Here is a 19,583-nt window from a genome sequence, read left to right as displayed (position 1 = left end):
GTCAGATGTCTTCAAGACGTTCTTTCCCCCATCCACTTGGACGGAGTGCACATGTACCGAACACCATTCCAAAGACGTGCTGGTCGCTACGCTGCAGCAACAGCGGGCATCCTGGTAGCGTCACTCGCTCTCGCCGCGTGCGGCTCATCGGGCACCACGACGCCGGAGAAGACCGAGGCCTCGGCTGCGGTCGACCCGGACGGCATCATCGAAGCCGGAATCTCGTACGCGCTGAGCGGCAGCTTCGACCCGATGATCGCATCGGGTGCGGTGACCGTTTCCGCGAACTGGCACATCTTCGAGGGACTGGTCGACCTCGACCCGGTCTCGAAGGAGCCCTACGCCGCGCTCGCCGCGGAGCTGCCGACGAAGGTGGACGACACCACCTACGAGATCGACCTGCGCGCTGACGCGACCTTCCAGAACGGTGACCCGGTCACCGCCGACGACGTCGTCTACAGCTACGAGCGCGTGCTCGACCCGGCCAGCGGCTCGCTGTTCACCACCTACATCGGCTTCATCGACACGGTCACTGCCGTCGATGAGGACACGGTGCAGATCACCACGAAGTACCCGTTCTCGCTCCTGAACGAGCGCCTCGGCATCGTCAAGATCGTCCCGAAGGCTGTCGTCGAGGCCGACCCCGCGGCCTTCGGCGCCAACCCGGTCGGCTCCGGCCCGTACAAGCTCGTGTCCGCGGTTCCCGAGGACAAGCTGGTCTTCGAGCGCTACGACGACTACAACGGCCCGCGTCCCGCGCTCGCGGCCGGCATGAACTGGAACCTGCTCGCGGACTCTGCAGCACGCGTCACCGCCATGTCGTCAGGCACGATCCAGGCCATGGAGGACGTCCCGTACATCGACGTCGACACGCTCGCCTCGACGGTCGACGTCGAAAGCGTGCAGTCCTTCGGTCTGCTGTTCATGATGTTCAACACCAAGGCTGCGCCGTTCGATGACCCCCGGGTCCGTCAGGCGTTCTTCTACGGGCTCGACATGGACAAGATCATCGAGACCGGCATGCTCGGCAACGCGACGGCCGCCACCTCGTTCCTGCAGGAGACGCACCCCAACTACAACGAGGCCTCCACGGTCTACACCTATGACCCGAAGAAGGCGAAGGAGCTCCTCGACGAGGCGGGCGTGTCCGACCTGTCGATCACGCTGCTGACCACCGACACCGGCTGGGTCAAGGAAGTCGCCCCGCTGATCAAGGAGTCGCTGGACGCGATCGGCGTCGATGTGACGCTCGACATCAGCCAGTCGGCCGCGCAGTACGCCAAGGTCGACTCCGGCGACTACACCGTCATGGTCGCCCCCGGTGACCCGTCGGTCTTCGGCAACGACCCCGACCTGCTGATGAACTGGTGGTACGGCGAGAACGTGTGGACCAAGACCCGCACGAACTGGGCCGACTCCCCGGAGTACGCGGAACTGCGCGGTCTGCTCGACACGGCCGTCCAGGAATCGGGCGACGCACAGCAGAAGACGTGGGACCAGGCGTTCGACCTGATCGCGGAGGAAGCGGTCCTGTACCCGCTGTTCCACCGCAAGCTCCCCACCGCGTGGAGCGACCAGGAGCTGGTCGGGTTCAAGCCGGTCCCCACCACGGGCCTCTCGTTCCTCGACGTCGGCGTCGCCGCCAAGTAGCTTCACCCGTATTACACCCGGGAGGCGCGTTCGCGCGCGCCTCCCGGGACCATCCCCCCTCCCCAGGAAGGAACGGCCCGTGTCGAACACGCTCCGTCTTATCGGCCGGCGGCTCCTGCAGCTGCCGCTGATGATCCTGGGCATCACGTTCCTCGTGTTCTTCGTGATGTCCTTCTCGCCGGTGGATCCGGCGCGCACCGCCCTCGGCGAGACCGCATCCCCGGAAGCGCTCGAGGCCTACCGCGAAGCCAACGGGCTCAACGCCCCACTGATCGTCCGCTACCTGGGATTCCTCGCCGGCCTGCTGCACGGCGATCTCGGGACCTACTCGGCCCGCAGCCTCCCCGTCGCCGACGAGGTGGCCCGCGCATTCCCGATCACCCTCTCCCTGACTTTCCTCGGCCTGCTGATCGCCGTCTTCTTCGCGTTCATCCTCGGCGTCGTCGCCGCGGTCTACCGCGATCGCTGGCCCGACAAGGTCATCCGCGTCCTGGGTGTCTCGGCGCTGTCGACGCCGTCGTTCTGGCTCGCCATCCTTCTCATCCAGGTGTTCACCCTGCAGCTGGGGCTGCTTCCCGCTTCCGGCCCGCTGCCGCCGTTCTCCGAGGACCCGGCCGGCTGGCTGGCCCGGATGACGCTGCCGGCCATCGCGCTCGCCGTCCCCGTCATCGGGCAGCTGTCCCGCGTCGTACGCTCCTCGATGGTCGAGGAACTGGATCGCGACTTCGTCCGCACGGCCTTGGGCGGCGGCGTCCCGCGCGTCGTCGTGGTGGCACGCAACGTCCTGCGCAATGCGCTCATCACTCCGGTCACGGTCCTCGGACTGCGCATCGGCTACCTGCTCGGCGGAGCCGTGGTGATCGAGGTCATCTTCGCGATCCCCGGCATGGGAACGCTCATCCTCAACGGCGTGACCAACAACGAACCCAACCTCGTCCAGGGCGTCACGCTGGTGGTCTCACTGGCCTTCGTCGTGATCAACATCATCGTCGATCTCCTGTACGTCCTGATCAATCCCCGAATCCGGGCGGTGTGACAAATGCGACGCAAACTGACTGAACGACTCTCCGTTCCCGGTCTTCGACTGGGGGGACTGTCCCTCGGATCCCTCATCTGCCTGGCGATCATCGCGATCATCACCCTGGCCGCGATCTTCGCGCCCTTCGTGGCGCCGTACGACCCGCTGGCCTCCGGTCCGCCGGTCCAGCCGCCGAGCCCGGAGCACTGGTTCGGCACCGACCGTCAGGGACGTGACATCTTCTCGCGCCTGGTCTACGGCGGACGCTACTCGCTCTCGATCGGCCTCGGTGCGACGGTCATCGCCCTCCTGGCGGCCGCCGTGCTCGGCACGATCGCGGCGACGGCGCCGAAGTGGATCGCCGAGACCCTGATGCGCATCATGGACGTCATCATGTCGTTCCCCGGCATCGCGCTGGCCGCGGTGTTCGTCGCAGTGTTCGGCAAGTCGCTCCCGGTGCTGATCCTGACGATCGCGTTCCTGTACGTCCCGCAGCTGACCCGCATCGTCCGCGCGAACATCCTCGACCAGTACGGCGAGGACTACGTCTCGGCGGTGCGCGTCATGGGTGCGTCCACGTTCCGGATCATCTTCAAGCATGTGGCGCGCAACACTCTGGCGCCGGTGCTCGTCTTCGCGACGGTCCTGGTCGCCGACGCGATCATCTTCGAGGCGTCGCTGTCGTTCCTGCAGGCCGGCGTGCCCGACCCCGAGCCCTCGTGGGGCAACGTCATCGCCGCCGGACGCAACCTGCTCATGAGCGGGGCCTGGTGGGCGACGTTCTTCCCCGGCCTGCTGATCATGGTCACCGTGCTGTGCCTGAACATCCTCTCCGACGGGATGACGGACGCCATGGTCGCGCCTCGTGCCCGCAAGCTCAGCACCGAAGCCGTCAACACCGAGGAGGCGACGTCTGTCCTCGAAGAGGCGCAGGCACCGACCGGTGACGACATCTCCGCGGCCGAGATCGCCGACGGCCGCGCCTTCTACGACGTCGAAGTGCCGATCGTCACGGAGGCCACAGCCATCATCGAGGCGACCACCGCAGCCGTGCCGCTCGACGAGCGCCTCGCCCAGCTGCGCGAGGTAGAGCTGAGCCGGACGGACCGCCTCGTGTACACGGGGGATGCCGCACCGCTGCTGGAGGTGCAGGACCTGTCGATCTCGTTCCCGCGCCACGGGGATGTCGCCGTCGTCGACGGCGTCAACTTCACGCTGCGACCGGGCGAGACGATGGCGCTGGTCGGCGAGTCCGGCTGCGGCAAGTCGATCACCTCGCTCGCGGTCATGGGTCTGCTCGATGAGAGCGCCAAGATCACCGGCAAGATCATGTTCGACGGCAAGGACCTGCTGCAGATGCCGCAGTCGGAGCGCAACGCGCTGCGCGGCCACGACATCGCGATGATCTACCAGGACGCTTTGAGCTCGCTCAACCCGGCGATGCCGATCCGCGCCCAGATGAAGCAGCTCACCTCGCGCGGCGGCACCCGCAGCGCCGAGGATCTGCTGACCCTGGTCGGACTCGACCCGAGTCGGACCCTCTCGTCATACCCGCACGAGCTCTCCGGCGGACAGCGTCAGCGCGTGCTCATCGCGATGGCCCTGACCCGCAACCCGCGGCTGGTGATCGCCGACGAGCCCACGACCGCGCTCGACGTGACTGTGCAGGCCCAGGTCATTGATCTCCTGAACTCGCTGCGCGAGGAGCTCGGCTTCGCGATGCTCTTCGTCTCGCACGACCTCGCCCTGGTCGCCGAGCTCGCGCACCGCATCACCGTCATGTACGCGGGACAGGTCGTCGAACAGGCCACCACGCGTGAGCTGCTCACCCAGCCCATGCACGAGTACACCCGCGGGCTGCTCGGCGCGGTGCTGTCGATCGAGTCCGGATCCGACCGCCTCCACCAGGTGCCGGGCACGGTGCCCTCGCCCAAGGACTTCCCCGCCGGCGACCGTTTCGCTCCGCGATCCTCGAACCCCGCGCGCAACGCCGGCGTCGTGCCGGTGCGCCGGCAGATCGAGGGGACCGAGCACTTCTACAGCGCGCATCCGGATGACGCGCCCGTCCAGCCGATCGGAGGTGCACGATGAGCGAGCCGATCATCGAGCTGCGGGACGTCCACGTCCGCTTCAAGACCCGGACGTCCGGGCTGTTCAAGAAGAGCTACGTCGATGCCCTCGCCGGCGTCTCCCTGACCGTCGAACGCGGGCGCACGCTCGGCATCGTCGGTGAATCGGGATCCGGCAAGTCCACGGCCGCGAAGGTGCTCGTCGGGCTCGAACAGCCCACGTCGGGTCATGTCGTGTTCGCCGGAGAGCAGGTGACCGCCTTCACGGGCGCCGTCCGCAACCGGCTCGGGCGCATCCTGTCCGTCGTCTTCCAGGACCCGGCGACGGCGCTGAACTCGCGCATGACGATCCGGGACGCCCTGCTGGATCCGATGCAGGTCCACCGCATCGGATCGGCCGCCTCCCGCGACCGCCGGGTGCGCGAGCTCATCGGACTGGTCGGACTGCCGCAGTCGGCGCTGGACGCGCTTCCCGGTCAGCTGTCCGGCGGGCAGCGTCAGCGCGTCGCGATCGCCCGCGCACTCGCGCTGGACCCGCAGGTGATCGTCGCCGACGAGCCCACGTCCGCCCTGGACGTCTCGGTGCGCGCGCAGATCCTCAACCTGCTCACCGACCTGAAGAACGAACTCGGCCTGGGCATGGTCTTCATCTCGCACGACATCCAGACCGTGCGGTATCTGTCCGACGAGATCGCGGTCATGAGCAAGGGCCGCATCGTCGAGTTCGGCGCTGCCGCCCAGGTTTTCGACCACCCCACCGATGACTACACACGCACGCTGCTCGGCGCCGCGCCTTCGCTGCTCGAGCCGCACTTCAAGAACTGAAAGATCACGGAGCACCACGACATGACCATCACCACCTCTTCGACCGCTCAGCTCTCCGGCGTCGTCCCTCCCGTCGTCACGCCGCTGCTGCCCGACGGATCGATCGATGTCGCCTCGCTCGAGCACCTCGTCGAGTACCTCATCTCCTCCGGCGTCAGCGGCCTGTTCGCCCTGGGCTCGTCGGGTGAGACCGCCTACTTCACCGACGACCAGCGCGTCGAGATCCTCACGGTCATCGCCCGCGCGAACGCCGGTCGCCTGCCGATCATCGCCGGTGCCATCGAGCTCACCTCGGCGCGCGTGATCGAGACCGCCCGCCGCCTCATCGCCGCCGGCGCCGACACGATCGTGACCACGGCGCCGCTGTACGCGATCAACTCGCCCTCCGAGACGGCCGCGCACTTCCGCGCCGTGGCCGCCGGGATCGACGCACCGCTGTGGGCGTACGACGTTCCGGTGCGCGTGCACTCCAAGCTGTCGGCCGACCTGCTCGTGCAGCTCGGCACCGAGGGTGTCATCGAGGGCGTCAAGGACTCGTCCGGCGATGACGTCGGGTTCCGCCGCCTGATTGCCGCGAACGCCGCCGCCGGCAGCCCGCTGCGTCTGTTCACCGGCCACGAGGTCGTCGTGGACGCCATGGCGCTGGCCGGCGCCGACGGCGTCGTCCCGGGACTCGCCAACGTCGAAGCCGCCGGCTACGTCCGGCTGTGGGATGCCGCGGGCCAGGGCGACTGGGACACCGCACGTGCCGAGCAGGAGCGCCTGAACCGCCTGTTCGAGATCGTCTTCCAGACGAGCGGCCTCTCGCCGGATGCCGCCGGCGTCGGTGCGTTCAAGACCGCGATGGTCGCCCGTGGCATCATCGCCCAGGCCACCATGGCGTTCCCGGTCCAGCCCCTCCCGGGCGAGGCCGTGGAGCGCATCTGGGCGATCCTCGAGAGCATGGATCTCCTCGCCGCACCGGTGGCGTGATGCGCGACGTCGTCCTCGCCGTCGACATCGGCGGCACGAAGACGGCGGCCGCACTCGTGGATCGTGCCGGAGTCCTGTGGGACACGGCATCCGCTCCGACGCCCGGCCGTCGCGGGCCCGCCGCGATCCTCGACACCGTCGTGGATCTCGCCGGGATCCTGCGGTCGCGGTCGACTGAGCCCGTTGCGATCCGTGCCATCGGGGTCGGGACGGCGGGAGTGGTCGATGTCGGTCGGGGGCTGATCATCTCCTCCACCGACACCCTGGCCGGGTGGACCGGAACCGACGTCGCGGCGGACCTCACCACGGCGCTGAGCGGACCGCTCGGCGCGCGTCTGCCCATTCACGTGCAGAACGACGTCGACGCGTACGCGTTCGGCGAGCTCCGTGCCGGAGCGGCCGAGGGCGCCTCGAGCGCACTCGTCGTGGCGGTCGGCACCGGTATCGGCGCCGCCGTGATCATGGGCGGCGAGGTGGTGCGCGGCAGCCGGCACGTGGCCGGCGAGATGGGCCACATGCCGATCGCCGGTGCCGCGCACCTGCGCTGCCCCTGCGGCCGGATGGGGCATCTCGAGGCGCTCGGCTCGGGCATCGGGATGCACAACCACTACCTCTCGCTCGGTGGTGACCCCGCGGTCACCGACTCCCGCGGGATCCTCGCCCGAGCGGCCGACGGCGATGAGATCGCCTCCGCCGCGCTGACGGACTCCGCCGCCGCCGTCGGTCGCGGCATCGCCGGGGCCGTCACCCTGCTCGACCCGGAGCGCGTCATCGTCAGCGGTGGCGTCGCGGGCGCCGGCGCGTCCTGGTGGCGCCCGATGCAGGACACTGTGCGCGGCGAACTCATCACCGTGCTGCAGAGCACCCCGGTGCTCGCCGGAACCCTCGGCGACACCGCACCGCTGCGCGGGGCCGCTGCCGCCGCGTGGGACCAGATCGAAGGACGACCATGAGAATCACCGCATCCGACATCCACGACCGGCTCGCCCACGGGCTGATCGTGTCGTGCCAGGCGTACCCGGGCGAACCGATGCGCGAACCCGACACCATGGCCCGCATCGCCCGGGCCGCCGTCGTCGGCGGTGCCGCCGGCATCCGCCTGCAGGGCATCAGCGACATCCGTGCCGCGGCCGACCTGACCGTCCCCGTGGTCGGGCTCTGGAAGGACGGCGCCGAAGGCGTCTTCATCACGCCGACCCTCGACCACGCTCTGGCCGTAGCCGCCGCGGGCGCCGATGTCGTCGCGCTCGACGGCACGCGCCGCCCCCGCCCGGACGGTCGCACGCTGGCCGAGACGATCGCCGCCCTGCGCGAGGTCCACGACGTGCTCGTGATGGCGGACTGCGGATCGCTGGAGGACGCCGTGGCCGCCGAGGCGGCCGGCGCCGACTTCCTCGGCACGACTCTGTCCGGCTACACCGGGGAGCGGCCGAAGACCGCCGGTCCCGATATCGAGCTCATCGCGCAGATCGCGCAGCAGTGCACAAAGCCGGTCGTCGCGGAAGGCCGCATCCATTCGCCGGCGGATGCTGCGGCCGCCCTTTCCGCCGGAGCCTTCGCCGTGTGCGTGGGCACGGCGATCACCCACCCCACGACGATCACGTCGTGGTTCGTCGACGCACTCGCGGCGCAGACCGAGGAGACCGTGGCCTGATGGAAGTCATCATCACCGAAGAGGAGCAGATCGGCTCGCTCGTCGCCGACGAGATCCAGCAGTTGCTCGCGGGCAAGCCGGAGGCCGTGCTGGGGCTGGCAACCGGGTCCAGCCCGCTGCATGTGTACGACGAGCTCGCCCGGCGCACCGCGGAGGGGGAGATGTCGTTCGCCCGTGCGCGGGGCTTCACGCTCGACGAGTACGTCGGGCTTCCCTCGTGGCATCCCTGCTCGTACCGCACCGTCATCGACGAGGAGCTCGTCTCGCGGGTCGACTTCGCCCCCGACGCGGTGCGGGCGTTGGATGGCTCGGCGGCCGACCTGGCGGAGGCATGCGCCGAGTACGAGCGGGGGATCGAGGCCGCTGGTGGCGTGGACCTGCAGATCCTCGGGATCGGCACCGACGGCCACATCGCGTTCAACGAGCCGGGCTCCTCCTTCGCCTCTCGCACCCGCGTTAAGACGCTCACGGCGCAGACCCGGCGTGACAACGCGCGCTTCTTCGGCGGCGAGGTGGATGCCGTGCCGCGGCACTGCGTCACCCAGGGGCTCGGCACGATCATGCAGGCGCGTCGCATCGTGCTCATCGCCATCGGCGGCGGCAAGGCGGAAGCTGTGCACCACCTGGTGGAGGGCGCCGTGTCGGCCAAGTGGCCGGGCACGATCCTGCAGCACCACCCGCACGTGACGCTCGTCGTCGATGAGGCCGCGGCATCCCGTCTGCAGTTCGCCGACTACTACCGGTACGTCTACGCGTACCGGGACGCGGTCGGCGAGGCACCCGCGGCGTGACCCGCCCGCCCTTCGCGCCCGAGCTTGAGGCGGCGCTGAACGCGATGCCCGCGTTCAAGCGGCAGACGATCACACCTGAGCGCATCGCCGAGGTGCGTGGTGCGGATGTACCCGATCCGCCGATCCCCCGGGTGCTGGCCGACGTCGGCGTCGTACGCCGCGACGTCACGATCCCGGGTCACCACGGCGGCGAGATCATGGTGAGTGTGCTGACCCGCGAAGGACGCTCCGGGACCGGGCCCGGCGTCCTGCAGATCCACTCCGGCGGCATGATCATCGGTGACCGCTTCTCGGACCTTCCGCAGTGGCTGCCGTGGGTCACCGACTTCGACGCCGTCGTGGTCACGGTCGAGTACCGGCTGGCACCGGAGCATCCCGATCCGTACCCGGTCGAGGACTGCTACGCCGCGCTGTGCTGGACCGCCGAGAACGTGCGCGACCTCGGGATCGACCCCGAGCGGCTGATCGTGGCCGGAGCGAGCGGCGGCGGAGGCCTCGCCGCCGGTGTCGCGCTCCTCGCCCGCGACCGTCGCGGACCCGCACTCGCCGGTCAGCTGCTCCTGTGCCCCATGCTGGATGACCGCGACGACACCGTCGCCGCCGCGCAGTTCGCGCTCGGCGGCATCTGGGACCGCGGCTCCAACACCACCGCGTGGACCTCGCTGCTCGGCGATCGGCGTGGAACGGGGGATGTCTCGATCTACGCGGCGCCGGCGCGCGCGCAGGATCTGAGCGGACTGCCGACGACGTTCATCGACTGCGGCAGCGCCGAGCTGTTCCGCGACGAAGACGTCGCCTACGCGTCGGCGTTGTGGGCCGCCGGAGTGCAGGCGGAACTGCACGTCTGGCCCGGTGGGTTCCACGGATTCGACCTCGTCGCACCGCACACCGACCTCTCGGCATCCGCTGTGAGTGCACGTCGGCAGTGGTTCGCGCGCACGCTCGGAGCGACCGCCCGGTAGCGGCAGGTGGGTTCGAGGCAGCGACGTGCTCGTCCGGAGAGCGGCGATGTCACGCGGAGTTACCTCGCCTGACGGCATGTTACGAGTGCTCGTCCGCGCCTCTCAGAGGCGGCCCTAGTGTCCACTCAATGCTCCGCGAACGCTGCTGCCCCGCAGCGTCGCCACGCATCGAAAGGAACACACGTGCCTCGCATCGATCTCTTCTACTACGGTGACGCCTCGCCCGGGCAAAGCGCCGGCGAGCTCTACCGTGACATCGAGGAGCAGGTCGTGCTCGGCGATCTCCTCGGTTACAGCGGCGTGTGGATCACGGAGCATCACCTGCATTGGCGCGGAGAGGTTCCCGACCCGCTGGTCTTCTTGAGCTACCTCGCCGGGCGCACCCGCAGGATCCGACTCGGAACGTCGATCATCTGTGCGCCGTTCTACAACCCCGTGAAGCTCGCCGAGTCGGCATTCCTCCTGGACGAGCTCTCCGGTGGCCGCCTCGATCTCGGTGTCGGCACGGGAATCGGCGATGTAAGACTCGACGCGGCGTTCGGCATAGACCGGGCATCGGCGTCGGCCCGGGCGCGCGAGATCTTCGAGATCCTCCGCCAGGCGGCGGACCAGGAGCAGATCGACTTCGTCGGCGAGTACTACCAGGTGGAAGGCGTGCGCATTGCGCCGCCGGCCCGCCGGCCGGCGAAGGATCTGTTGTGGGTGGCGGCCAGCCGCTATTCGACGGAGCTCGCCGCGGCTCACGGGTACCGTCTCATGATCCCGCGCCCTCTCCCGCTCGCCGAGCGGCTGCGCCTCAACCGCGAGTACCGCGAGGCGACCGGTGGTGCCGGTGAGGTCATCCATCTGCGCAGCGGTCTGGTCGGGCACACCCGGGACGACGCGCGTCGCGACGCACGAGAGTTCCTGCGGGAGTATGCGCGGATCTACCTGAAGCTCGATTGGGACGGGGGCCCGGACAGCCAGCAGTTCGACGAGATCGCAGAGCAGCTGAGCTTCGCGATCGGCACCGCCGGCGAGGTGGCGGACAAGGTGCGCGAGTGGACCGATCAGTTCGACGGCACCGAGGTCACCGCGATCCAGTTCCAGGGCCCTGGTGTCTCGCACGCGGCAGTGCTCCGTTCGATCGAGCTGTTCTCGGCGGAACTGCCCGGGCTGCAGGACGGAGCACCGCGCGCGCTCGAATCGGTCGTCCGGTGAGTGCGGTGCACATGCCCGTGATGCAGGACTGACGAAGGGCCCGACAGACGAGATCGCCTGCCGGGCCCTTCGTCGTGCTCGGTCAGTCCAGTGCGGTGACCGGCGTGAATCCCGTGCCGTTGTACTCCTGAACGGTGACACCGTTCATCGCGGCCAGGCCGTCGACGGTCGTGTCGATCGTGCCGCCGGGGAGGAGGAACGGTGCCTCGAAGTCGCTGATCGAGCGCAGCGCCTTCATGAAGCTGTCACGCGTCGGCTCCTCCATCTTCATGAACGCCTGCTCGAGCACGGACGCACCGATCCAGCTCCACACGCACTGCGGGAATCCGGGGACGCCGTCCTGTGCGGTGTACTCGTCGAGGGCGGCCATGAAGGCCTTGCCTTCGTCGCTCTCCTGGAACTCGGGGGAGCCCGCCGACAGCGAGGATGCCGTCGAGTAGATCGCCGGGAACGCGTCGGCCACACCGGACGGCGTCAGCAGTGCGGCGGGGCTCGACGAGGTGGAGGGCAGGAACCAGCTCGGAGCCCAGCCGATCGACTGCGCCTTCTGCAGCGAGCCGATGACCAGCGGTGCGAGCGACGACATCGCGTTGAAGAAGATATCGGCGTCGGTCGCGGCGAGCTCGGTGATCTGCGCGGACACCTCGGCCGCCGTCGCGTCGAAGCTCAGCTCCTTGGTGATCACGACGTTGTCGGCACCGGCGATCGCTGTCTTGAAGCCCTCGACGTAGCCGCGGCCGAAGTCGTCGTTCTGGTACAGCACCGCGACGCGGTGCTCGTCCGGCGACTCCGCGAGGAGCTTGCCGAACGCCTCGCCCTCCTGCTGGTAGATCGGCACGAGGCCGAGCTGCCAGGGGCTCTCCTCCCAGTTGCTGAACAGCGGGTCGCCGGTCTGCAGGAGCACCTGCGGCACCTCTTCGTCGATGGCCGCCTCGCGCCAGGCGCGGTTGGTCGGCGTGCCGAGGCTGAGGGCTGCGCCGAAGACGCCGTCCGACACCATCTGCTGGAAGTTGGCGAGCGCGCGCTGCGGGTCGTAGCCGTCGTCGTACGTCTTGAACTCGACCGTGCGGGTCTTGCCGTCGCCGAACTCGATGCCGCCATCGGCGTTCTTCGCGCCGAAGTAGGCGAGCGCCCCGTCGACCGCGCAGTTGCCGACACCGGCCGCGTTGCCGGTCAGCGGGGAGGTCGTGCCGAAGGTGATCGTGGTGTCGGTGATGCCGGGGGAGGGAGCGTCGGACTCGGCGCCCGGGGCTCCGGCATCCCCTCGCGAGCACGCGGCGAGCAGGAGCGCGGCAATGCCGATGGTGGCGACGGCGGCCACGGTACGGCGGCGGGTGGTGGTGAACTTCATGGAATGGTGCCTCCTTGGTTCGAGGACGCTCATCTCTGACGGCTCTTCGCTGAGCGCGCGCGAACCCGATGGCGTCGCGGCCCCGCGTCGATCGCTGTGACGCGGTTCCGGGATGTGGATCCGCCCTCATCCTCCGGGCGCGTCGCTTCATCGGTCAAACAGAACTAATCGATGAAGAAGCGCACCGCAGTCGTGCAATAGCCTGGCGCAATGTCCACTACCGACTTCCTCGTCGACGCCGGCGTCGCGCGGGGAGAGCTCACCTTCCGCCAGCTCTCGCACTTCGTGGCAGCGGCCGAAGATGGCACGATCAGCGGCGCGGCCAAGCGCCTGCGGTTCTCGCCGTCGGCCATCTCCGCCTCGATCACCGAATTGGAGCGGGCGCTCGGCGCCGAGTTGTGCGTGCGCCGTCGCGCTCAGGGCGTCACCCTCACCTCGACCGGCTCGCTGGTGCTCGCCAAGGCGAAGCGCGTGCTCGCGGATGTCGCGGAGCTGAGCTATCTGGTCCGCGGGGACGGGGCCGAGCTGGTGGGCCCGCTCGTCGTCGGCTGCTTCGTCACCCTCGCGGCGAGCCTGCTGCCGCGGCTGCTCGACGAGTTCGAGCAGCTGCACCCCGGGGTGACGATCGACTTCGTGGTCGGCGCGCAGGACGAGCTCCAGCGCGAGCTGATCTCGGGCGCCATCGATGTCGCGATCCTGTACGACATGGGCGGCATGGAGCCCCTCACCCGCTTCGAGTTGTACGAGGCCCGTGGATACGCGCTGTTCGGCGAGCGGCATCCGTTCGCCGACCGCGAGGTCGTCACCCTCGAGGAGCTCGCCCCGATGCCGTTGATCCTCTTCGACCAGACGCCCAGCTCGCAGTACGCGACATCGATGTTCGAGGCGCGCGGGCTCACGCCGATGGTGCGGCACCGGACAGACGCGTTCGAGCTGACCCGGTCGATCGTCGCCCGTTCGGACACGGCGTACGCCGTGCTCGTGCAGCGGCCGGACAACAAGCAGAGCTACGAGGGGCTCCCCATCATCGAGAAGGAGATCCGGCCGGCACCGCCCGGTGTGTCCGTCGTGTTCGCCTGGGCGCGCGATGTCGAGCTCTCCCCGCGGGCGCGCGCGCTCGCCGACCTCGTGCGGAAGCAGTACCCGATCCCGTCGTAATTGCGGAATTGGTGTGCATATTCTGCAAATTGTTCTGTTTGACCGCAGATAGCGTCGGCTCTGAGGATGGTCGCAATCCACATTGCGAAGCGGCATAGGCGCCGCGAGAGGCGACCGACATGAACATCCGCATCACAGACACAGAGCAGCACTCCCAGCCCGGCGCACCGCCGCTGGCGACCCTCACCGCTGGCGACCTCCTCGCCTCGGCGGAGGCGATGATTCCGGTGCTTCGGGAACGGGCCGCCGAGGTCGATCGCGAGCGCCGCGTCTCGACCGACACCTACCGGATGCTCGGTGAAGCCGGGTTCTTCCATCTGCTCAAGCCGAAGAAGTACGGTGGCCTGGAGCTCAGCGAGCACGAGCACGCCCGGGTCGCGATGACGCTGGCCCGCGGGTGCGCCTCGACGGCGTGGATCTTCTCGATCCTCAGCTCGGACAACATGGCGATCCTGGCGTACCCCGAAGAGACGCAGGACGAGATCTGGGGCGAGAACAGCTACGCGACCCTCTCCGGCAACACGAACCTCAGCCCGAAGGCGACCGTCACCAAGGTCAGCGGCGGCTACCGGCTGACCGGGTCGTGGGGGTTCTGCAGCGGATCCGACTTCTCGGAGTGGCTGATCTTCAACGCCCCCGTCGGCGAGGCCGGCGAGGGGCACATGTTCATCGTGCCGCGCGAGGAGACTGAGACGACGGACGACTGGTTCCCCACCGGCATGCGCGGCACCGGCAGCCGGACAATGTCGGTCACGGACGTCTTCGTGCCCGAGCACCGCGTGCAGGCGACCAAGGACACGGTCCGCAAGATGCAGGAGCGACGGTCGCTGCATCCCACCTTCGACACCATGTACGCGACGTGGCCGTCCAACGGACGCTTCCCCTTCGCCTCGTGCGCGGTGGGTGCGGCGTGGGGCGCCGCCGAGAACTTCGCCGAGACGGTCGGATCGAGCACGCGGGTGGCCAACGCCCTCGGCGGGGCCGTGCGGCTCGCCGACCAGGACTACGTGGCCAGCGAGTTCGCGCAGGCGCAGGGCGATATCCAGATGGCCCGGCTCCTCATCGAGAAGCGCAGCTTCGAGGCGTCCGAGCGCGCCCGTCAGCGCGTCGAGTCCTCGGAGGCGGACATCGCCCGCGAGCTGCGCGACAACGCGCTGGTCACCCGCACTGCATTGCGCTCCGTGCAGCAGATCTTCTCGCTCGTCGGCTCGCGCGCCGGCAACCCGGAGCACCCGGTCTCGCGAGCCAAGCGCGACATCGAGATGATCTCGCACCACGTCACGCTCAACTGGCGTCAGGGCGCGGTCCGGTACCTGGCATCCGTCTCATGATCACCGCGGACGACTTCAAGGCCGCCTTCCGGTGCCACCCGAGCGGAGTCGCGCTGATCACGGCCGACTCCGGTGGGGCTCCGGTCGCGTTGACCGCGTCCTCGGTCTCGGCCGTGAGCGCCGACCCCGCGCTGGTGATGTTCTCGGTCTCGGTGCTCAGCTCGAGCGCGCCCGTGCTCCGGCTCGCCGACACGCTGGTCGTCCACCTCCTGTCGGCGAAGAACCTCGATCTCGCGCAGCTGGGCGCCGCCAGCGGCATCGATCGGTTCGCCGACCGCGCACTGTGGTCGCGCCTGCCCACGGGCGAGCCCGTGTTCGATGCGGCGCGCGCCTGGCTGCGGGTGCGCGTGCTGCATCGCCTCGACGCGGGGGGATCGACCGTGTTCGTCGGCGAGGTGCTGGATGCGCGGATCGACGCGGATGCCGCGGCCGAGGACGGGCTCGTGTATGCCGACCGCACGTGGCACCGGATCGGCGAGCAGTCCGTCGCGGTCGTGCCGCAACTCGCCGGATCCTCCTCGCGCTGACGGGTTCGCTCCGGCAGACTTGCGGGACTTGCTTCTTCGCAGCGAAAGAGATCTCAGTGACCGAACAGCTCCCCGGCAGCGTCCTTCCTATTCCTGACCAGGCATACGTCGGACCCATCGTGATGGACGCGAAGAAGATGGAGGAGAAGCTTCCTCCCATCGACATGAAGCGCCCGCCGAAGAAGGCGCCGAACGTCCTGCTGGTGCTCTTGGACGACGTCGGCTTCGGCGCGTCCAGTGCCTTCGGCGGCCCGGTGCCGATGCCGACGGCCGAGCGTCTCGCCGGGGGAGGACTGCGGTACAGCCGCTTCCACACCACCGCGATCTGCTCGCCGACCCGCGCCGCGATGCTCTCCGGTCGCAACCACCACCAGGTCGGGATGGGGCAGATCACCGAGACCGCGACCCCGTCGCCGGGCTACCGGTCGACGCGGCCGAACTCGTGCGTCCCCCTCCCCGAGATCCTCCGCCAGGCCGGGTACAACACGGCCCAGTTCGGCAAGTGCCACGAGGTCCCGGTCTGGGAGTCCGGTCCGACCGGTCCGTTCGACCACTGGCCCGCCTTCAGCGGCTTCGAGAAGTTCTACGGCTTCATCGGCGGCGAGACCAACCAGTGGACGCCGGCACTCATCGACGGCGTCGGCTTCGTCGAGGCCCCGACCGACCCCGACTACCACCTGATGCCGGACCTCGCCGACAAGACGATCGCCTACATCAACCAGCAGAAGGCGCTCACGCCCGACAAGCCCTTCTTCGTCTACTTCGCGCCCGGTGCCACACACGCGCCGCACCACGTGCCGAAGGACTGGATCGCCAAGCACAAGGGCAAATACGACCAGGGGTGGGACAAGCTCCGCGAGGAGACCTTCGAGCGCCAGAAGGCACTCGGCGTCATCCCGGCGGATGCCGTGCTCACCGAGCGCAGCGAAGGCATCCCGTCGTGGGATTCGGTGCCCGAAGAGCGCCGGCCCATCCTCGCCCACCAGATGGAGGTCTACGGGGCGTTCCTGGAATACGCCGACCACCACACCGGTCGCGTCATCGAGGCGATCGAGGAGCTCGACCTGCTCGATGACACCCTCGTGCTGTTCATCATCGGCGACAACGGAGCCTCGGCCGAGGGCGGACTCGAGGGCGCATTCATGCTCTCCACCGCGGCCAACGGCGGCGCCGAGTACGAGACGGTCGAGTTCTGGCAGGAGAACCTCGACAAGGTCGGCGGACCCGAGGCGTACAACCACTACGCCGTCGGCTGGGCGCACGCGATGTGCACGCCGTACCAGTGGACCAAGCAGGTCGCCAGCCACTACGGCGGCACGCGCAACGGCACCATCGTGCACTGGCCCTCGCAGATCGAGGGCAAGGGCGAGGTGCGCAACCAATGGCATCACGTCATCGACGTCGCCCCGACCATCCTCGAGCTCGCCGGACTCGCGCAGCCGCACACCGTCAACGGCGTCACCCAGGTGCCGATGCACGGTACGTCGTTCGCGTACTCGTTCAACGACGCCTCCGCCGACGAGCGGCACCACACGCAGTACTTCGAGATCATGGGAAACCGCGGCATCTACCACCGCGGGTGGACCGCTCAGACGCGCCACCGCACACCGTGGGACGTCGTCAGCGCCGCCCCGGACTTCTCCGAGGACGTCTGGGAGCTCTACGACACGACCGCGGACTGGACCCAGTCGAACAACCTGGCCAAGGAGAACCCCGCCAAGCTCGCCGAGCTGCAGCAGCTGTTCCTCATCGAGGCCACGCGCTACAACGTGCTGCCGCTCGATGACCGTGCCGCACAGCGGATGAACCCGGAGTTCGCGGGACGCCCGACCATCGTGCAGGGCAACACGCTGCGCCTGTACCCGGGCATGACGCGTCTGAACGAGAACGTCGCGATCAACATCAAGAACCGCTCCTGGTCGGTCACGGCCGAGATCGTGGTGCCCGAGGACGGCTCGCTCGAAGGAGCGATCGTCGCGCAGGGCGGGCGCACCGGCGGCTGGTCGTTCTTCGGCGAAGGCGGCAAACTCGGCTTCCACTACAACTACTGCGGGCTGCTGCGCAGCACGGCGCTGTCGACGGATGCCGTGGGCTCCGGCACGCACCAGGTGCGCGCCGAGTTCGCCTACGCCGGCGGCGGGATCGGCCGCGGCGGCACGGTGACGCTGTTCATCGACGGCAAGCCTGTCGGCACGACCGAGGTGCAGCGCACGCACCCGATGTACTTCTCGTTCGACGAGGGCCTGGACGTCGGCTGTGACACCGGCATGCCCGCATACGAGGGGTACAACACGACGGGCGGCACGTTCTCCGGTCAGATCCACTGGGCGCAGATCGACCTGGGGACCGACGATCACTCCCACCTCATCGACCCCGAGGAGTGGCTGCAGGCCGCGATGCGCCACCAGTAGAAGTTCACCGCAGCGCGTCTCGTCATCCCACTGAGAGGGACGACGAGACGCGCTGCGTCATTTCGAGGGCCGCGGGCACGAATAAACTGGACCTGTTCGCGCTCCCCTTCCCGGCTGCGAGCGCACTCCTCCCCGAAACGACGATGGTGTCGCCGTGCCGTGCGGCATCTGAAGGAGAACCGTGTCCACTACTGACTACGACGTTCATCGAGATGCCTGGGTCGCGCGCGAAGAGCTCGCCGAGCGCCTGATCCCCCTGATCGGACGCCTGTATCGCGATCACGGGGTCGTCACATCCGTGCACGGGCACCGCATCATCAACCTGTCGGCGATGGGCGTGATCGAGGCGCACGAGCGGGTGCGCCAGCTCGGTCACCAGGAGCTGTCCCTGGAGCAGACCCGCGCGGTCCTGGAGGCGCTCCTCACGATCGAGCCGGGTCCGGCGTCCCTGGACGTCGCCCGCCTCGCGGCCGAGCTCGATGCCGCCGGTGCCGACGTGGACATCGAGGAGTATCTCCGCGACGAGCTGGCCAGCCTCCCGGGCGCCGCTCCCGAGCAGTCCCGCGGAACGGACGTCGTGCTGTACGGCTTCGGTCGCATCGGCCGTCTGCTGGCCCGCATCCTGATCAGTCATGCCGGCAACGACCACGGTCTGCGCCTGCGCGCGATCGTGGTGCGGCGCGGATCGAGCAACGATCTCGTCAAGCGCGCCAGCCTGCTCAGCCGTGACTCGGTGCACGGCACCTTCCCGGGCACCGTCACGGTCGATGAGGACCACGACATCATCATCGCGAACGGCACCCGCATCCAGGTCATCTACTCCGATGACCCGGCGAGCACGGACTACACGAAGTACGGTATCCGCGATGCGGTCGTCGTCGACAACACCGGACGCTGGCGGGATGCCGAGGGGCTCTCACAGCACCTGCAGAGCCCGGGTGTCGCACGGGTGCTGCTCACGGCTCCGGGCAAGTCGCCGCTGAAGAACATCGTGTTCGGCATCAACCACGACACGATCGCGCCGGACGACCTCATCCTGTCGGCGGCTTCCTGCACGACCAACGCCATCACCCCGGTACTGAAGGCCATCGACGAGGCCTACGGCGTCGTCCGCGGACATGTCGAGACGGTCCACTCGTTCACGAACGATCAGAACCTCACCGACAACTTCCACAAGGGCGACCGCCGCGGCCGCTCTGCCGTGCTCAACATGGTCATCACCGAGACCGGCGCCGCCACGGCCGTCGCCAAGGCGCTGCCGCAGATGGAGGGCAAGCTCACCGGCAGCAGCATCCGCGTCCCCACCCCGGACGTGTCGCTGGCGATCCTCAACCTGACGCTGGAGCAGCCGGCGACCAAGGACGAGGTCAACGACTACCTGCGCCGGGTGTCGCTGCACTCGAAGCTGCGGCAGCAGATCGACTACGTCGAATCGCCCGAGGTCGTCTCGACCGACTTCGTCGGATCGCATCGTGCCGGCATCGTCGATGGACTCGCGACGATCGCCGACGACAAGAACATGGTGCTGTACGTCTGGTACGACAACGAGTACGGCTACTCGTGCCAGGTCATCCGCGTGCTCGAGCACATGGCCGGCGCGCACCCGGTTGTGCTGCCGGCGCGCGTCGATGTGAGGCTGGCCGCGGCGACCGCCTGACCCACCG

Annotated in this window: 16 protein-coding genes; 15 read left to right on the top strand and 1 reads right to left on the bottom strand. The window is 68.7% G+C overall.

Annotated elements, in window-relative coordinates; genetic code table 11:
- The first annotated feature begins 51 nt into the window (after positions 1-51).
- The 10 genes from ASD65_RS08950 to ASD65_RS08905 all read left to right on the top strand — a co-directional run bounded on the left by ASD65_RS08950 (position 52) and on the right by ASD65_RS08905 (position 11,141).
- Entirely contained in the window at positions 52-1,650 is a 1,599-nt protein-coding gene (locus ASD65_RS08950; protein ID WP_056221389.1) for an ABC transporter substrate-binding protein, read from the top strand.
- Between the two features lie 79 nt (positions 1,651-1,729).
- Positions 1,730-2,686: an ABC transporter permease gene (locus ASD65_RS08945; RefSeq protein WP_056221386.1), complete on the top strand. Its 957-nt coding sequence runs from the start codon at positions 1,730-1,732 to the stop codon at positions 2,684-2,686.
- Between the two features lie 3 nt (positions 2,687-2,689).
- A complete protein-coding gene (locus ASD65_RS08940) occupies positions 2,690-4,759 on the top strand; it encodes a dipeptide/oligopeptide/nickel ABC transporter permease/ATP-binding protein (RefSeq protein WP_056221385.1) in 2,070 nt (689 codons plus the stop codon).
- Positions 4,756-5,562: an ABC transporter ATP-binding protein gene (locus ASD65_RS08935; RefSeq protein ID WP_056221381.1), complete on the top strand. Its 807-nt coding sequence runs from the start codon at positions 4,756-4,758 to the stop codon at positions 5,560-5,562. Before ASD65_RS08940 ends, ASD65_RS08935 begins: the two co-directional genes overlap by 4 nt.
- A gap of 21 nt (positions 5,563-5,583) precedes the next feature.
- Complete coding sequence (locus tag ASD65_RS08930) at positions 5,584-6,534, top strand: dihydrodipicolinate synthase family protein (protein WP_056221378.1); 951 nt, start codon at positions 5,584-5,586, stop codon at positions 6,532-6,534.
- A complete protein-coding gene (locus tag ASD65_RS08925; protein WP_056221376.1) occupies positions 6,534-7,487 on the top strand; it encodes an ROK family protein in 954 nt (317 codons plus the stop codon). The genes ASD65_RS08930 and ASD65_RS08925 overlap by 1 nt, the downstream gene beginning before the upstream one ends.
- Complete coding sequence (locus ASD65_RS08920; RefSeq protein ID WP_200948642.1) at positions 7,484-8,188, top strand: N-acetylmannosamine-6-phosphate 2-epimerase; 705 nt, start codon at positions 7,484-7,486, stop codon at positions 8,186-8,188. The genes ASD65_RS08925 and ASD65_RS08920 overlap by 4 nt, the downstream gene beginning before the upstream one ends.
- Entirely contained in the window at positions 8,188-8,979 is a 792-nt protein-coding gene (nagB, locus tag ASD65_RS08915; protein WP_056221373.1) for a glucosamine-6-phosphate deaminase, read from the top strand. Before ASD65_RS08920 ends, nagB begins: the two co-directional genes overlap by 1 nt.
- Positions 8,976-9,941 carry an alpha/beta hydrolase gene (locus ASD65_RS08910; RefSeq protein WP_235566643.1) on the top strand — a complete coding sequence of 322 codons (966 nt, stop codon included), beginning with the start codon at positions 8,976-8,978 and terminating at the stop codon, positions 9,939-9,941. Before nagB ends, ASD65_RS08910 begins: the two co-directional genes overlap by 4 nt.
- Positions 9,942-10,124: 183 nt before the next feature.
- Positions 10,125-11,141, top strand: coding sequence for an LLM class flavin-dependent oxidoreductase (locus ASD65_RS08905; RefSeq protein WP_056221370.1), 1,017 nt, complete (start codon positions 10,125-10,127; stop codon positions 11,139-11,141).
- An 82-nt stretch (positions 11,142-11,223) separates the two neighbouring features.
- On the opposite strand, the gene ASD65_RS08900 is transcribed toward ASD65_RS08905, so the two are convergent.
- The gene (locus ASD65_RS08900; protein ID WP_056221367.1) at positions 11,224-12,492 is read right to left on the bottom strand and encodes an ABC transporter substrate-binding protein; all 1,269 of its coding nucleotides are present in this window, start codon (positions 12,490-12,492) and stop codon (positions 11,224-11,226) included.
- A gap of 210 nt (positions 12,493-12,702) precedes the next feature.
- Between ASD65_RS08900 and ASD65_RS08895 the strand changes: the two genes are divergently transcribed.
- From ASD65_RS08895 to ASD65_RS08875, 5 genes are all read left to right on the top strand, one after another.
- Positions 12,703-13,650, top strand: coding sequence for a LysR family transcriptional regulator (locus tag ASD65_RS08895; protein ID WP_056221364.1), 948 nt, complete (start codon positions 12,703-12,705; stop codon positions 13,648-13,650).
- A 119-nt stretch (positions 13,651-13,769) separates the two neighbouring features.
- On the top strand, positions 13,770-14,981 hold the full coding sequence (locus ASD65_RS08890; RefSeq protein ID WP_056221360.1) for an acyl-CoA dehydrogenase family protein: 1,212 nt from the start codon (positions 13,770-13,772) through the stop codon (positions 14,979-14,981).
- Positions 14,978-15,508 (top strand): flavin reductase family protein, encoded by a 531-nt coding sequence (locus ASD65_RS08885; RefSeq protein ID WP_056221358.1) that lies wholly within the window; start codon positions 14,978-14,980, stop codon positions 15,506-15,508. The genes ASD65_RS08890 and ASD65_RS08885 overlap by 4 nt, the downstream gene beginning before the upstream one ends.
- A gap of 56 nt (positions 15,509-15,564) precedes the next feature.
- The gene (locus ASD65_RS08880; protein WP_327042043.1) at positions 15,565-17,919 is read left to right on the top strand and encodes an arylsulfatase; all 2,355 of its coding nucleotides are present in this window, start codon (positions 15,565-15,567) and stop codon (positions 17,917-17,919) included.
- 181 nt (positions 17,920-18,100) lie between these two features.
- On the top strand, positions 18,101-19,576 hold the full coding sequence (locus ASD65_RS08875; RefSeq protein WP_056221355.1) for a glyceraldehyde-3-phosphate dehydrogenase: 1,476 nt from the start codon (positions 18,101-18,103) through the stop codon (positions 19,574-19,576).
- The last annotated feature ends 7 nt before the right edge of the window (positions 19,577-19,583 follow it).

The sequence above is a fragment of the Microbacterium sp. Root61 genome, from assembly GCF_001427525.1.
Lineage (GTDB): Bacteria > Actinomycetota > Actinomycetes > Actinomycetales > Microbacteriaceae > Microbacterium.
This window is presented reverse-complemented; position numbering and strand designations above follow the sequence as displayed.